This is a genomic window from Glutamicibacter sp. JL.03c, assembly GCF_025854375.1.
In the GTDB taxonomy this organism is placed as follows: Bacteria; Actinomycetota; Actinomycetes; order Actinomycetales; family Micrococcaceae; genus Glutamicibacter.
Map to the genome: position 1 here is coordinate 1,595,223 of NZ_CP107575.1, position 13,810 is coordinate 1,609,032.

At 56.7% G+C, this 13,810-nt stretch carries 13 protein-coding genes, 2 tRNA genes and 1 pseudogene; 9 read left to right on the forward strand and 7 right to left on the reverse strand.

Annotated elements, in window-relative coordinates; all coding sequences use genetic code 11:
• Positions 1–63 precede the first annotated feature (63 nt).
• A tRNA-Val gene (locus OF385_RS07280) sits at positions 64–139 on the forward strand.
• A 203-nt stretch (positions 140–342) separates the two neighbouring features.
• Here OF385_RS07280 and OF385_RS07285 read toward each other — a convergent pair.
• The 5 genes and pseudogenes from OF385_RS07285 to OF385_RS07305 all read right to left on the reverse strand — a co-directional run.
• Positions 343–1,200, reverse strand: a complete 858-nt coding sequence (locus OF385_RS07285; RefSeq protein WP_264277666.1) for a transposase — start codon at positions 1,198–1,200, stop codon at positions 343–345.
• A 39-nt stretch (positions 1,201–1,239) separates the two neighbouring features.
• Complete coding sequence (locus OF385_RS07290) at positions 1,240–1,497, reverse strand: hypothetical protein (protein ID WP_264277667.1); 258 nt, start codon at positions 1,495–1,497, stop codon at positions 1,240–1,242.
• Between the two features lie 215 nt (positions 1,498–1,712).
• On the reverse strand, positions 1,713–2,570 hold the full coding sequence (locus OF385_RS07295; protein WP_264277666.1) for a transposase: 858 nt from the start codon (positions 2,568–2,570) through the stop codon (positions 1,713–1,715).
• 39 nt (positions 2,571–2,609) lie between these two features.
• Positions 2,610–2,867, reverse strand: a complete 258-nt coding sequence (locus OF385_RS07300) for a hypothetical protein (protein WP_264277667.1) — start codon at positions 2,865–2,867, stop codon at positions 2,610–2,612.
• Between the two features lie 181 nt (positions 2,868–3,048).
• Positions 3,049–4,090, reverse strand: a pseudogene (locus tag OF385_RS07305) (IS1249 family transposase); the annotation flags it as partial.
• Positions 4,091–4,266: 176 nt separating this feature from the next.
• Between OF385_RS07305 and OF385_RS07310 the strand changes: the two are divergent.
• The 3 genes from OF385_RS07310 to OF385_RS07320 all read left to right on the forward strand — a co-directional run bounded on the left by OF385_RS07310 (position 4,267) and on the right by OF385_RS07320 (position 6,237).
• Positions 4,267–4,524: a hypothetical protein gene (locus OF385_RS07310; protein ID WP_264277667.1), complete on the forward strand. Its 258-nt coding sequence runs from the start codon at positions 4,267–4,269 to the stop codon at positions 4,522–4,524.
• A 39-nt stretch (positions 4,525–4,563) separates the two neighbouring features.
• Positions 4,564–5,421, forward strand: coding sequence for a transposase (locus OF385_RS07315; protein ID WP_264277666.1), 858 nt, complete (start codon positions 4,564–4,566; stop codon positions 5,419–5,421).
• A gap of 489 nt (positions 5,422–5,910) precedes the next feature.
• Positions 5,911–6,237 carry a hypothetical protein gene (locus tag OF385_RS07320; RefSeq protein ID WP_264277669.1) on the forward strand — a complete coding sequence of 109 codons (327 nt, stop codon included), beginning with the start codon at positions 5,911–5,913 and terminating at the stop codon, positions 6,235–6,237.
• A gap of 396 nt (positions 6,238–6,633) precedes the next feature.
• On the opposite strand, the gene OF385_RS07325 is transcribed toward OF385_RS07320, so the two are convergent.
• Positions 6,634–7,092 (reverse strand): hypothetical protein, encoded by a 459-nt coding sequence (locus OF385_RS07325; protein ID WP_264277670.1) that lies wholly within the window; start codon positions 7,090–7,092, stop codon positions 6,634–6,636.
• Positions 7,093–7,319: 227 nt separating this feature from the next.
• Between OF385_RS07325 and OF385_RS07330 the strand changes: the two genes are divergently transcribed.
• Positions 7,320–7,392, forward strand: a tRNA-Val gene (locus tag OF385_RS07330).
• Positions 7,393–9,023: 1,631 nt separating this feature from the next.
• Positions 9,024–9,218, forward strand: a complete 195-nt coding sequence (locus OF385_RS07335; protein WP_264277671.1) for a CsbD family protein — start codon at positions 9,024–9,026, stop codon at positions 9,216–9,218.
• Between the two features lie 50 nt (positions 9,219–9,268).
• Here the strand turns inward: OF385_RS07335 and OF385_RS07340 are convergent, their stop codons facing one another.
• Positions 9,269–9,868, reverse strand: a complete 600-nt coding sequence (locus OF385_RS07340; protein WP_264277672.1) for a glycosyltransferase — start codon at positions 9,866–9,868, stop codon at positions 9,269–9,271.
• A 984-nt stretch (positions 9,869–10,852) separates the two neighbouring features.
• On the opposite strand from OF385_RS07340, the gene OF385_RS07345 reads away from it, so the two are divergent.
• From OF385_RS07345 to OF385_RS07355, 3 genes are all read left to right on the forward strand, one after another.
• Positions 10,853–11,215 carry a TetR/AcrR family transcriptional regulator C-terminal domain-containing protein gene (locus OF385_RS07345; protein WP_264277673.1) on the forward strand — a complete coding sequence of 121 codons (363 nt, stop codon included), beginning with the start codon at positions 10,853–10,855 and terminating at the stop codon, positions 11,213–11,215.
• Positions 11,216–11,300: 85 nt separating this feature from the next.
• On the forward strand, positions 11,301–12,470 hold the full coding sequence (argE, locus tag OF385_RS07350) for an acetylornithine deacetylase (RefSeq protein WP_264277674.1): 1,170 nt from the start codon (positions 11,301–11,303) through the stop codon (positions 12,468–12,470).
• Positions 12,467–13,741: an MFS transporter gene (locus OF385_RS07355; protein ID WP_264277675.1), complete on the forward strand. Its 1,275-nt coding sequence runs from the start codon at positions 12,467–12,469 to the stop codon at positions 13,739–13,741. The genes argE and OF385_RS07355 overlap by 4 nt, the downstream gene beginning before the upstream one ends.
• Positions 13,742–13,810: the final 69 nt, after the last annotated feature.

Sequence of the window (13,810 nt, forward strand, 5' to 3'; positions counted from 1 at the left end):
TTGCGCGCCACCAAATATCTCTGTAAAGTTATTCCTCGTTAGCTTTCAAGGCGAACATGGTTAGGGCCTTTAGCTCAGCTGGTAGAGCGTCACGTTTACACCGTGAATGTCATCGGTTCGATCCCGGTAGGGCCCACCAATCAAAAACCCACGTCAGTCCTCGTAAAAGAGGGTCTGGCGTGGGTTTTTTATTTGCTCTAATCCAAAATCGTCTTGCGCCAAGGCTTATAGGCAATAAATGGTGTCTGGCCCGGGCATGTCACCCGGACCAGACCACTTCAAAACTTTGAATTAGCGGGTTATGTCCCAAAAAGTGTGTACAGATGACGCGCCGAGGTAGGTTCATCGACGCCCTCCCCACCCTTTTTGGATGCCATTCCCGTCTTCCCAGCTGAAATGCTGGTCGTAAAGCGCTGGCCCGATCGATTCCTCCGGCAGGGGTTTCGGCTTCGGATTGTCGGCCCAGTGATGATGTTGCACGAACGACCATGGATCCTTCGGATTCTCGGCGTATTGATACAAATGCCAGCGCACGAGCGCCATGGAATGCTGCGGCGTCAAACCACGATGCAGCCGCAGCTGTTCCTTGATGCCGGCGTTGATGCCGCCTTCCAAGGGGCTGGTGGTCTTGGGCAGCAGCTCGCCGGGCTGGGCGAGGTCCAACCATGGAAACAGGTGGTCTTTCGTGAGCAGGAAGTGCAATAGCCGCTCAGCGCGACGCAGCCCGATATGCGTGTACCACCAGGTCTGGTGCGGCTTGACCCGGGTGGGCCTGGCAGCGGTGTTGTCCTTCGCGTAGGTGCGTTCCTTGAGCGTGACTGCGTGCATGGACTGCCACTGATAGAACTGCTCTGTCCAATTCGCTGCTTCGCTTTTCGTGCTGACTTTCATCAGTGCCCTTGTGAGAGCCAGCAGCTGTTGGCCTGGGACGGTGCGTGGATTCAGGGTCAGGTGCTTGATGATGCTCTGACGGATATGGAAGAAGCAACGCTGGATCTTGGTGTCGGGCCAGAGCGCGGTGAGCACGGATTCCAGGGCGCCGTTGCCGTCGATGACCGCGATCTGCGGCGGGGTCATGCGCTGGAGGAGGCGGGTCCACGACGCGGTCTTTTCGCGGTCGCAGAATTGCCAGTCGATGATGTGTTTACCGTTGAACGCGGTCAATGCGCAGTAGCCGTTGAAGTAGGTGCCATCGAGCATGAGGTACCGGTGCTGCTCGCCGGTTCGCTCCAGGCGTGGCTAGACTTGCCAGCACCATGCGGTGGTGCGGTGGAAGGTGCTGCGCGGGGTTCCCAGCTCGGTGATGCTTTGCTTTCCGGTGGCCCATCGGTGGAAGCCGGTGAACTGTTTCTTCGCGGTGATATCAGGACGGGTAACGGTGCTGGAGGCGCCGCAGTTCTTGCAGCGCCAGCGGGTGCGTCCAGCGCCTGTTTTGCCGTTCTTGACGAGCTTGTTTCCGCATACATCACAACGGGGTTGATTTGCAATTGTTGCCACGGTACATGCTTTCAAAGCATGTGTTCGTGGTGTTGTTCCTAGTGGTTACGCGTTTTTGGGGAGTTTCGTACACACTTTTTGGGACTTAACCCGAATTAGCGGCTACGCCCACCCCAACCAGCCCGAGCATAAAGACCTTCCTCAGCAATAGAAGCAGTGCCATAAACCTGGGTTATGTCCCAAAAAGTGTGTACAGATGACGCGCCGAGGTAGGTTCATCGACGCCCTCCCCACCCTTTTTGGATGCCATTCCCGTCTTCCCAGCTGAAATGCTGGTCGTAAAGCGCTGGCCCGATCGATTCCTCCGGCAGGGGTTTCGGCTTCGGATTGTCGGCCCAGTGATGATGTTGCACGAACGACCATGGATCCTTCGGATTCTCGGCGTATTGATACAAATGCCAGCGCACGAGCGCCATGGAATGCTGCGGCGTCAAACCACGATGCAGCCGCAGCTGTTCCTTGATGCCGGCGTTGATGCCGCCTTCCAAGGGGCTGGTGGTCTTGGGCAGCAGCTCGCCGGGCTGGGCGAGGTCCAACCATGGAAACAGGTGGTCTTTCGTGAGCAGGAAGTGCAATAGCCGCTCAGCGCGACGCAGCCCGATATGCGTGTACCACCAGGTCTGGTGCGGCTTGACCCGGGTGGGCCTGGCAGCGGTGTTGTCCTTCGCGTAGGTGCGTTCCTTGAGCGTGACTGCGTGCATGGACTGCCACTGATAGAACTGCTCTGTCCAATTCGCTGCTTCGCTTTTCGTGCTGACTTTCATCAGTGCCCTTGTGAGAGCCAGCAGCTGTTGGCCTGGGACGGTGCGTGGATTCAGGGTCAGGTGCTTGATGATGCTCTGACGGATATGGAAGAAGCAACGCTGGATCTTGGTGTCGGGCCAGAGCGCGGTGAGCACGGATTCCAGGGCGCCGTTGCCGTCGATGACCGCGATCTGCGGCGGGGTCATGCGCTGGAGGAGGCGGGTCCACGACGCGGTCTTTTCGCGGTCGCAGAATTGCCAGTCGATGATGTGTTTACCGTTGAACGCGGTCAATGCGCAGTAGCCGTTGAAGTAGGTGCCATCGAGCATGAGGTACCGGTGCTGCTCGCCGGTTCGCTCCAGGCGTGGCTAGACTTGCCAGCACCATGCGGTGGTGCGGTGGAAGGTGCTGCGCGGGGTTCCCAGCTCGGTGATGCTTTGCTTTCCGGTGGCCCATCGGTGGAAGCCGGTGAACTGTTTCTTCGCGGTGATATCAGGACGGGTAACGGTGCTGGAGGCGCCGCAGTTCTTGCAGCGCCAGCGGGTGCGTCCAGCGCCTGTTTTGCCGTTCTTGACGAGCTTGTTTCCGCATACATCACAACGGGGTTGATTTGCAATTGTTGCCACGGTACATGCTTTCAAAGCATGTGTTCGTGGTGTTGTTCCTAGTGGTTACGCGTTTTTGGGGAGTTTCGTACACACTTTTTGGGACTTAACCCATAAACCTCAGGACCAATCACGTCCGGAACAGGTTTCCTGGCCGCCTCCCGTTCCTTCAGCAGGACCTCTGATTCCTTGATGATCAAAGGCAGCTTCGGACGTTCCAACGAATCCGCGTGTGTCCAGCAAAACCATTCACACGCACGCCGGCGATGCTCAATGGGCATGCCACGGTGGAGCCTGATCATCTCCCTGATCCCGGAATTAATCGCTCCTTCAATCATGTTCGTTGTCGTACTGACACCAAGACCAATGAGCTCCGGCTTCAGATACGTGAACAGATGGCCACGCTTCAAAACAGAGTTCATCGCGTTATAGGCCTTGAGCAATCGCTCGTGGGTCGGCCAGGACTTCCGGGACTGACTGATGCCTCTGGGCCAAGGCCCAGCCCAGTCTTTGGCGTAGGTGCGCTCATCGAGCAGATGCTGATACTTTGACTGCCATTCAGCTAAGGCAGCCGCCCAACGGGCGGCTTCGTCCTGGTCTTTGATCCTGGTTAGTTGCAAGCTCAAATGCCGTAGCGACTTGCCTGCTTCCATTCGTGGCTTCAGGGTGAGGTACGTGCGTATGCTGCGTTGGATATGCACTAGGCAGCGTTGGACTTCCACTCCGGGCCAGAGCGTTGTCAATGCTTTGAGCAGTCCTGAGCCACCGTCGGTGACAACGACTTTCGGTTGTGGGAAGTGTTTGAGTAGCGCAATCCATGCAGCTGATTTTTCGTGGTCGCACCATTGCCAGCCGATGACTTTGCCGCCCGCGATAGCGATGAGCAGGCACCAGCCTGGGCGCAGATAGATCCCGTCGACCTGGATCTCGTCAAAGACCTCGCCGGTCTGGTTCAGGTACGGATACACGTTCCAGCACCACTGGGTTTGGTAGCGGAAGGTTCTGCCAGTGCCGCCAGCGTGGTCGGCTTGGGTTTGCTTGCTCAGCAGCCAGTTGACGAAGCCGATGAGGACGTTGCGTTGGGTTGTATCTGGTCGTTGATGTGTGGTCGAGGCATTGCAGCTAATGCATCGCCATCGTTGCTTGCCGTTGCGTTTCCCGTTCTTCTTTTGAGGACTTTGGCAGATACTACATAGGTGGGTGTTTTTTCTATTAAGGGTCACACCTATGGGAACGAAATCCATGCTTAACTTGATTCTGCCCCGGAGTGCCGGGGCAGAATCAGGTTTTCAGACACCACTTATTGCCTATAGGCCTGCGCCAATTTGGGTTTAAGTCCCAAAAAGTGTGTACGAAACTCCCCAAAAACGCGTAACCACTAGGAACAACACCACGAACACATGCTTTGAAAGCATGTACCGTGGCAACAATTGCAAATCAACCCCGTTGTGATGTATGCGGAAACAAGCTCGTCAAGAACGGCAAAACAGGCGCTGGACGCACCCGCTGGCGCTGCAAGAACTGCGGCGCCTCCAGCACCGTTACCCGTCCTGATATCACCGCGAAGAAACAGTTCACCGGCTTCCACCGATGGGCCACCGGAAAGCAAAGCATCACCGAGCTGGGAACCCCGCGCAGCACCTTCCACCGCACCACCGCATGGTGCTGGCAAGTCTAGCCACGCCTGGAGCGAACCGGCGAGCAGCACCGGTACCTCATGCTCGATGGCACCTACTTCAACGGCTACTGCGCATTGACCGCGTTCAACGGTAAACACATCATCGACTGGCAATTCTGCGACCGCGAAAAGACCGCGTCGTGGACCCGCCTCCTCCAGCGCATGACCCCGCCGCAGATCGCGGTCATCGACGGCAACGGCGCCCTGGAATCCGTGCTCACCGCGCTCTGGCCCGACACCAAGATCCAGCGTTGCTTCTTCCATATCCGTCAGAGCATCATCAAGCACCTGACCCTGAATCCACGCACCGTCCCAGGCCAACAGCTGCTGGCTCTCACAAGGGCACTGATGAAAGTCAGCACGAAAAGCGAAGCAGCGAATTGGACAGAGCAGTTCTATCAGTGGCAGTCCATGCACGCAGTCACGCTCAAGGAACGCACCTACGCGAAGGACAACACCGCTGCCAGGCCCACCCGGGTCAAGCCGCACCAGACCTGGTGGTACACGCATATCGGGCTGCGTCGCGCTGAGCGGCTATTGCACTTCCTGCTCACGAAAGACCACCTGTTTCCATGGTTGGACCTCGCCCAGCCCGGCGAGCTGCTGCCCAAGACCACCAGCCCCTTGGAAGGCGGCATCAACGCCGGCATCAAGGAACAGCTGCGGCTGCATCGTGGTTTGACGCCGCAGCATTCCATGGCGCTCGTGCGCTGGCATTTGTATCAATACGCCGAGAATCCGAAGGATCCATGGTCGTTCGTGCAACATCATCACTGGGCCGACAATCCGAAGCCGAAACCCCTGCCGGAGGAATCGATCGGGCCAGCGCTTTACGACCAGCATTTCAGCTGGGAAGACGGGAATGGCATCCAAAAAGGGTGGGGAGGGCGTCGATGAACCTACCTCGGCGCGTCATCTGTACACACTTTTTGGGACATAACCCCCAATTTGAGCCGATTTAGAATCCTCAGGCCAGGCTCGAACCGAACCGGTTTTCTGCGTTAAAAAGGCAACCCGCCAGCACTTGGGGAGGCTGGCGGGCTCGACTAGGATAAATCAACTCTTGGGGGAAGAAGACTATCGCCTGACTAGTCGTTAGAAGGTAGAAATCGTACCGATTCAGACTCTATCGATTCGGCTCGGCAAAATGCAACCTTTTCAAGGATTGAATAAATGATCTATATTCACGGATTACGAAGAAAGTCTATGCACAAACGTGTCTGACGCTCTAGCATGTGGTTAAGTTTCTCGCTCGACTTAAGTTTTTTGGGGAAATGAAAGTCCTTAGGGGCATGGATGGGGATTCATGGCTCAGCGCAAAACTCGCAACCAGCCCCCGCTGATGATCTATTCAGCGGGGGCTGGATTATTTTGAGGGACAATCTAATGATGGACTACTACGAAGATCCGTACTCGCCAGGGCTGTACCAGTACGAAACCAACCGGTACCCGTACGTTGAGGTAGAGCATGATGGCGAACTGTTCCATGCCCAAGCCCACGGGTGGAAGGCTGGCATGTTCATGATCACCCGAATCAAAAACCAGTTAGGGCGCGTAGACAACGGGGCAAAAGAAGCACTCTGGGTGCCGGCCACGGCATGCACCCGCATCCGGAGCGAAGATTCCACATGGGTAACCACCGAAGACGACCACCACTGGCACATCAACCGGGACCAAATGATCGATTACCAGCCACGGTTGAAGCGCGACTAGAATTCGCCTTGTAGAAGTAAAAGTAAATTACAAGCAAGGCGGAGAAGTTGGCGCCGTATCAATCCACGGCGATGGTTACGAGGCCGCCCGCGATCAGGCCTACGAGCTTGTGCCTGAAGGATCCCAGGTTCTCAGCATCATGGTGGACCGGGAAGCCTAACAGAACGAAACCGAATCGTTCGGTTTGCTCAGTGAAACGAGAAACCGACCAGAAACTGAACCGGCCCCCTTCTAGCCTTGAATCTACGCGGAATACATCAACGTTTACACCGTGAATGTCATCGGTTCGATCCCGGTAGGGCCCACCAAAAATGAAACTCTCGATCCTCTCGGGTCGAGGGTTTTTCAGTTCTGCTGTTTTCCTGCCGTGTGTCGGTGCAACGTTTGGCGTTCGAACTATTTTCCGAGGCGCACCGCGGTGGTCGTTCCCAGGATGCCCGCTTCGAATGAAATCTCGTCCTTGTGAAATGTAAATTTCTTGGTCTCGTCGCTTGAGGCCAATATTGCGATATCAGTTGTCTTGCGGTCCCGCTTGGAAGTCCACGAATATTCGTCCGTTGCTGCATGCGGCGCCTCAAATGATCCAACCCAATACAACGATTTCGTGTCCCCATGGTTCGTGACCCAATTGATGGTGATGGTTTCTGAATCGATAATGGCTTCCTGATAAGCATCCGCGTCCATCGAATTCTTACGCTTCCATATGCCCTGCAGGTCAACGGGCCGTGCGGATTCTGACGAAACAGGGCTGGCCGTTGGGCTTGTGGATGCCGGCTTGTCGGTCTGTGTATGGCTTCCGCAGGCGGCCAGCGTGAAACTAAGGACGAGCGAAACAGGAAGGAGTATTTTCTTCATGCCCATAGCTTGACTGATCGTTTCGACAGTATGGCTGGCTGCTTCCGTGTGATGGGAAGCGGATGAGCGAGATGTAGTAGGAACATGATGTTCCAGTGGTGACGCTCGGCACTCTTATTCATTTTTAACGATTTCAATTTGCCAAGTCAGTCCCGGGTGTACTAGATTATTTCTTGTTGCAGAGAACGAACAAAACAAAGAAATTTGTTGGTATCAGAACTGCAGGAGGGCCTTTAGCTCAGCTGGTAGAGCGTCACGTTTACACCGTGAATGTCATCGGTTCGATCCCGGTAGGGCCCACAGAAGTGAAACCCGCTTCAACTAGCCAATCATGGCTGGTTGAAGCGGGTTTTTGTCATCCTCCGGGAGTCCGTCAATGATGTGGCGCATGATCGAACGTCGATTTCATGCACGGGGGAGAGTCAGCATCTCTCGCACCGTCGTCGCGGAATTGTAGCTACTCGTGCATTCAGCCAAGATGTTCCGGCCTTGCGCGGGTTGCCAGTCTTATGAGCGTCGGAAGTGAAGTTCTACTGGACCGCTAGTTGCCACAAGGCTGTTGCTTCCATGGATCGGGGATGAGTAGAGCGGGTCCGAGTGATTAAATGCCTTGGCTTGCTGTGAATGGTCATCGATTTAACCACTGATTCTTAGTCCAGCGTCATTGATGGCTGTGGCTAGAGCCGGGCTAGTTCGGAGCCCGAGTAATTCTGCCACATCCGACATGCACAACCAGGCTTGACTCTCTTCGGTGAGATGCCAGGGCAGGCCACGGAGAATCTGCAACAGCATTTTGCTTCCGGGATCATAGATGGATGCATCAGGTGTGGTTGTGGCGCTGCCCGGGAGCTACGCAGGATTGCTGACAATCAGTGGTGCTTTGCCCTTAGGGAACATTGTCGTCAGTTCGGCATGAGCCGAGTTTGAATTGCCAAGTTGCGCGAAATTCTGGTTTGCGCAATCCACCGCACATTGGTGAATGTCCGCGCCGATAACACCCTTTTAGTCACGGGCTACTAACAGCGCTGCGAGCCCACCTGTGCCGGTGCCTAGGACTTAAGCAAGCCGAGCGTTCTTGATCGGTGACTTGGCAACAAGGTCTACGTGCTCCTGTCGGGGGCATGAAAGTTCCATAGCTGGGGTAGATTTTCTTCCCTAGCGCCGGTACCTCCACTCCGTTCAATTGCTGGCAGGCTCATCACTGCCTGGCCAGCGTGGCGGCACGAGACTGTTCGTACCCGAATGTGATGGCGGATCCCACATGAGAGCTCTAGCCAGGGATATTTGCGTGGACTCTGGTTGGCCATCAGTGGACAAGGGCACCAGTATCAAGGAGAGCATCCCGGAGTGATGCGCTGCGCTTGATGAATGGAAAAGGACTTCTGTTCGTAGCTTTGCCCTCGTCTGAGGGTACGGCCGGAATCGACGGCGCTTGGTCTGCGATCCAAGGCTGTCAATAATTGCCGCGTTGTTGGGGTCACCGTGCCGTAACATCGCAATGCCGCGCGCCGCATTTCGCATCGCCGCGTCAGCGTTGAGCCGATCGTCTACAACGACAACATTTTTGGGGGCAGGCCGTTCGTGGGCCGAAAGCCAGATAGCGTGATGGCCTATGTTATCGAGAATCCACGAAATAGTCGGTTCAGGAATGTCTGATGCAGGGCAGATGGCTAACGCCCTGTCGATTTGCGGTGCTCACCCATTGGAGAACCGCGCATGAGCTATGCAACTGCGAGGGTCGTGGAGCGTAAGCCTACCGACGAATTCGACCGCAGGTGCGCGTGCGGCAAGCCTACTGGACTTTTTCGAGTTCCGCAGATCTTGTCGAATACGTCCAGCAAGTACGTAGTGGGTAAACAGCCCACACCTGAATGGGGTCTGTAGCGTCGATAGTGTTCGTTGATCAATTGACTGCAAAAGGAGTTCATCTGATGGGTTTAGGCGATAAGTTCAAGAACAAGGCTCAGGAAGCTTCCGGCAAGGTCAAGGAGTCTGTCGGAGATGCAACCAACAACGAGGAATTGCAGGCTGAAGGCGTCAAGGATCAGGCCGCGGCCAAGGCGAAGCAGGCCGGTGAAGCTGTCAAAGATGCAGCCAAAGACGTTCGCGACGACTTCAACAAGTAGCAGTTAGTTCAACAAGGGCACCCGCCTCACGGTGGGTGCCCTTGTTGCCTCTAGCGAGAGGGCCGGTATTGTTCCAAGAACGTCGCGACTGCTATCGAACGGTCTTCCTCGGCCGCCAGTCGGGCCGAGAGCCATGTGGCACTTTGGCGGCATTGCTCATTGCCGACTGCTTCGTTGACGGCTTCGGTGAGTGAACCAACCGTCAAGTTCTTGAAGGGGAATGGGGCAGTGCCCGCTCCAAGACAGTGCAGTTGAGCAGCCCAGAAAGGCCGGTCGGTGAAAATCGGTACCGGCACTGCAAGGGTGCCAGCGCGCAAGCCGGCGGCCGTTGTGCCCGCGCCGGCATGGTGCACCACCGCTTCTGCCTGAGGGAACAACCACTCATCAGGCTCTGGGCCAATGCCCAGTACGTCGGTCTCACTAAATTCTCCAGTGCCTTGGACGAGAGTACGGCGGCCAGTGCGGCGGGCAACTTCAGCTAGGAAATCTGGTTCCGAGGCCACGATGCTCCCGAATCCAAGGAATGGCGGTGGCTCTCCGGCGGAGAGGAAATCACGCAGCTGGGCTGCGGCGCTCCGCGAAGTATTGGCCGTCGGCCACCAGTAACCGCATTTGATGAAGTTCTCGTGCCAATCGGCCGGGCGGGGCACAGCTGCGGAGCTGAAACCATTAAGGACTGGTTAAGCGGTCTTTCGGCGCTGACGCCCTGTGACCGCTCGGCCTCTCTTCGGCAGCCCCAATTTTGTGCGGATGCGTGCGGTTGGCGCATCGTAAGGGGCCTTTGCAGATGAAGGCAGATGATGAAGTGCTCGGTTTCCAATGTTTCCAAAACTTCGTGCACTGCCTAGGGCCATCGGTGCTTATTGACCGCTCGGTTCGGTGGGTTGCAGATGTGCGCCGATCGAGGGGATTCCTAGCGCCTCGGCGACATCGAAAGCGAAAGATGCCACTGAATTTGCGAGAATTAAATCTGCACCGTGCTTCTAGGCCTGCAAAGTTCCTGTGGTCGCTTGATCAAAGGAGGTGCCAAATTCTGCGAGGTAGTGACGTAATTCCTTGGGTCTGGTCCCTGCCCCTGGGATTTCAAGATTGACCAGAGCACTCATGTCGCCTGGAAGGTCGTGGAAGGTACTTCCGGAAGAAGTTATCACCTCTCGATACGCAGGGTCTGCTGCGATCGCGACATCAAAGCCTTGCGGGATGCGTGCCGGACCTAGAGACGTCAGAGGTGAGACATCACTACAGGTGCCCGGGGTAACCATCAGCGTGCGCGTGAATTTCCTGTAGCAGTAATTGCGAACAGTGTTCGTGATTGACCATGCCGACTACTGGAGCACGGACTGCGGTCAAGAATCTAACTCAGAGAACCACCGGTTCAAAACCTCAAAACACGTTCGCGAAAATCGATGATGTTGCCGTTGGTCTAGCCATTGCTGTTGGAATTAAGGCTGTTTCAGTGCGGAGCGTAGCGTCGGAGCTTAGCACGGAACCAGCATTTCTATCGATACGTAAAGTCCTACGATCAACTCACCGAACTGATGGTGGGCCGGATCAGTGCTGATCATGACTATGAGACATGTTCGGGCTCCGCAATTGATCAGCTTTTGGAAATAGCTCGCCAAGACCGTCGGATCATGAGTCGTCACCCGCGGGTTGCGCTGATCGTAATGCAAAAACAGGTGATGACTCCCAATTTCCTGGTGCACTTGGAGCGTAGTTGGCTGGCCCCGGCTGATATGGATTTGAGCGCTCCCCGAAAACTGCTTACTCTCGCAATGCTGAACTCCATCACCTCCGCGCTCGCTCGCAATGGGCAGCGCCAGCGCGGGCATCAATACGCCTCAGCCTATTTGAATTCCCTGCAGATGGGTTCCTACCCGCACTTGCTGCCAGCACTGAGCGAAATCAATGATCCTCTGGACCTGGACAGCGCATTTGAGCAGGCCATCGTTAGTTATCTTCGGGGAGTTGGAGTGGGGAAGTACCCGCACGCATAGCCTTAGTATGAAATCTTCTATGCGCCAGTGACTTGGTATGACAGCATGAAAACTGTGTAATGAAGCCGAGTACCCAGGAGTTGTGATGGCTGCACCGTCCGAATCAAGCATGAAAGAAATCCGTGAGCTGATCGCGGTGGACACGACGAGCCGGGACACGAACTTGCCGCTCATCGAAAACGTTGTCCACAAGCTTCGAGCGCACGGTGTCGAGCCGACGCTGATACACAATGAGGATGGAAGCAAGGCTAATCTGCTGGCCACCATCCCCGCCAGCGACGGCACGCGTTCGGGTGGCATTGTGCTCTCCGGCCATACGGACGTGGTCCCTGTAGATGGACAGGACTGGAGCAGCGAACCATTTGATGCCCAGGTGCGCGGTGACAAACTCTATGGCCGTGGAACCTGCGACATGAAAGGCTATCTCGGGGTCATTCATGCGAAGCTTGATCAACTGACCAGCGCCCGACTGGCAGAGCCCATCCACCTGGCCCTGTCCTACGACGAGGAGGTGGGCTGTGTTGGCGCCGTCAGCCTGGTCGAAAAAATTGTGGCTGACGGATTGGCGCCACGTGGATGCTTCGTGGGGGAGCCATCGAGCATGCGCGCCATTCGCGGGCATAAGTCGATGAACGTCTTCCGGGTCCAGTTCAACGGCGTTGCCGCCCACTCATCGCTTCCTACTGAAGGGGTCAATGCGATCTCCTACGCGCTAAAGTTTGCGAACTTCGTGGAAGAAGTCTCGGCCGAACTCCGATCGAGCGGACCAAGCGATGAGGCGTTTATCGAGCCGACGACCACGATGAACGTGAACAAGTTCGACGCTGGCATCGCGGTGAATACGATCCCGTCCCAAGCGGTGGTGTACTTCGAGTACCGGTCGCTGGCAGTGGTCGATCGCGATGCGCTCACCGCTCGTTTCCGCGACGTAGCGGCGAAGCTGGAAGCGCAGATGCGTGAAAAGAATCCGTCCTGCTCGGTGAGCTTCGAGCAGCAGGCCGGCGCCCCGGGATTGGATACCGAGCCCGGCGAAGAAATCGTTGCGCTGGCCGCCGCATGCGGCGCGATCGCCACCGATGAGAAGGTCACCTACGGCACCGAGGCGGGCTTGTTCTCGGCAGCCGGCATCCCGACGGTGGTGTGCGGCCCCGGTGATATCGCCCAGGCGCACGCGCCAGACGAGTACATCTTGCTCGACCAGATTTCCGAGTGCGAAAACTTCATCGACTCACTGATTGCGCAGCTGAGCCGATGAGTGCCGGCGATCGCGCAACCGCGCAACAGGTGGCGATGGCGCGCAAGGCCGTCATCTCCAGTTCCATCGGCGCCGCCCTCGAATGGTTCGACATCATTGTGTACGCCACCTTCGCCACGACCATTGCCAAGGTGTTCTACCCGGAATCGGATCCGACTTTCGCGTTGATCCTCACGTTCGCGACCTTTGCGATTTCCTACGTGATCCGACCGCTTGGCGGCATGGTGCTGGGAAGCTATGCGGATCGCAAGGGCCGGAAGAAGGCGCTGACGCTGACCCTTGGGCTGATGATGCTGGGCACCCTGATCATGGCCGTAGCTCCCCCTTATGCTTCGGTGGGAGTGGCTGGCGCGCTGATTATCCTGCTCTCCCGGCTGATCCAGGGTTTCTCGGCTGGCGGCGAGTTCGGGACAGCTACTGCCTTCCTGATCGAGACGGCTCCGCATAAGAAGGCGTACTACTCGTCATGGCAGGTTGCCAGCCAGGGTGCCTCGATGATGCTCGCCTCCGGTTTCGGATACTTCCTCACCACGGGGCTGAGCGCTGAGGCCCTGGAATCGTGGGGCTGGCGTGTGCCATTCTTCGTGGGCTTGCTGATCGGCCCGGTCGGCTTGTATATCCGAGCCCGGTTGGAAGAGACCGAGGAGTTCACCACTGCCAAAAAGGAGAAATTCCCCCTTGGGACGCTCTTCAAGCTTCATTACGGGCGGTTGTTGGCCGGCGTAGCGGTAATCGGTGTGGCCACGATTTCGGTCTACCTGATCCTGTTCATGCCGACCTTTGCCGTCACTAATCTCGGCATTCCGGGGGACGCGGCGTTCTTGGGAGGGATCGCGGCTGGCGTCATCACGCTGTGTGGTGTTCCGTTCGTCGGGCATCTGGCCGACCGCATCGGCCCGGCTCGGGTGATGACCTATGCGGCAATAGCGGCTTTTGTCTTGGCCTATCCGCTGTTCAAGCTGATGACCTCCACCCCGACGGTCGGGGTCATGGTCGTGGTGATCGCGCTGCTGGGCGTCATCATGTCCTTCTACTTCGGTCCGTTGCCGGCACTGCTGTCCGGACTGTTCCCGGCAGCGATCCGCGGTTCTGGATTGTCGGTGGCCTACAACGTCGGCGTGACTTTGCTAGGAGGCATCGCTCCACTGGTGCTGACCTGGCTGCTGAAAGCCACCGGATCGTTGGATGCGCCGAGCATCTACTACATGGCGATCGCCGTGATCTCCTTGGTGGGACTGTTCTTCGTGAGAAAGCGGTACGCTCAACGCTAGATACGTACGCCATAAGCACGTCGTGCCCGCAAGCTTCAGGGAAGCTGGCGGGCACGACTTTTTGCGTGG